This window comes from Micromonospora sonneratiae, from assembly GCF_042679305.1.
GTDB classification, from domain to species: domain Bacteria; phylum Actinomycetota; class Actinomycetes; order Mycobacteriales; family Micromonosporaceae; genus Micromonospora_H; species Micromonospora_H sonneratiae.
In genome coordinates, this window is record NZ_JBHTMP010000160.1 from 1 (window position 1) to 1,381 (window position 1,381).

Here is a 1,381-nt window from a genome sequence, read left to right on the forward strand (position 1 = left end):
GACGGCCGCCGCCGACGAACTCGTCGCGGCACCGGCCGGGGCGGGCCACGTCCACGCGCCGTCGGCCCCGCAGGCCGTCACCGCCGCCGTGTTGCGTAGCGCCTGGCGTTCGCACGGTGCCGGGGACGACAACCCGGCCGCGGTGGACCTTTCCTCGCGGCGGGTACGTCTGGCGGAGCAGATCCTGGACGGGATGCGGGACGGACAGTCCCTGGGCGCCCTGCTGGGCTACCGCTTCGAGCGTGGTCTGCACGACCACCCGCAGGGGCCGCTCGACCAGTACCTTCCCCTGTTCCGGCGGCTGGCTCCGGTGTGGGCGCACCGGGTGGACCCCGTCGAGGGCGGGGAGAGCGAGATCGTCCGGACCGTCGAGTCGGCCGCCGCCGTCGACGGGCTCGAACTGCACCGGCTCTACCAGGCCGAGGCGCTGGCCACGGAGCTGGACAAACTGCCGGGGCCGGCGCGGGTGGCGGTGACCGGGCTGCTCGACGACCTCGCCGCCAGCGCCGACGCGGTGGCCGACGTCCTGATGGCCGAGGGGGTGCACCAGCTTGCCGCCGGGGACATGAACCGTGCCGCAGCGGCCATGGACGTCGCCTCGGGCGCGGCCACCAGCCCGCCGCAGCTGCACGTCACCCGTACCCCCAGCGGTGGGGAACAGGTCACCCACCGGGTGGCCGTGCTGTTCAACCTGGACAGCCGGTTCGAGCGACTGCGTACCGACTGGCCAGCCTCCCGGGCCGAGCACCCCCGGATCGCCTGCGCCGCGGCCGACGCACTCATCTCCGCCCTGCTGCCCCCGTCGTCCCGGGTGTACTGGCGGATGCGCTGGCATTCGCCGGACGACACGACGGTCACCCGGTGGTTCGGGGCCACCCTGGACTCCCTCCAGGTCGCGGCCATCGATCTCGTCGCCGCACCGCCGCACCCGACGACACCCGCCGACACCGAGCTCGACCGGCAGATCGTGCTGGCCGCCTGGGATCGGGTCGCGCCGACCGAGGTGACCGCCGACTGGCGGCTCGAACTCGACTACGACCGGGCTCCCGGCTCGCTGGGGAACCGGGTCAGTCTGGCCGAGTTCCTGCACACCGTCACCGCCCTGCGGGACCTGTTCGGCCGGGGGCGGCAGTTGCTGGCCGCCGACCTCAGCGACGACTCGGGCCTCGATCCGCAGTACGACCCGGTCACCCGCAGCGAGGCCGACGGGTTGTGGCAGTCCGCCCGAACCTCGGTGGCGGCCCTGTCCGGCGTCGGGTCGCCCGGGGAGCCGGGCTGGGACGAGGACGCCGTCCGGGTGCTGTTGCGTACCGCCGTCGGGTTCGGTGTGCTCGGCGCGGTGCCGCCGGTGCCTGGCCCGCAGTCCGGCGACGCGGTGGCC

1 protein-coding gene is annotated in these 1,381 nt (G+C 74.7%); it reads left to right on the forward strand.

The features are described 5' to 3' along the window. Positions 1 to 1,381: hypothetical protein (locus ACFQ4H_RS34785; protein WP_377579528.1), on the forward strand; the 1,381-nt coding region annotated here is incomplete at both ends.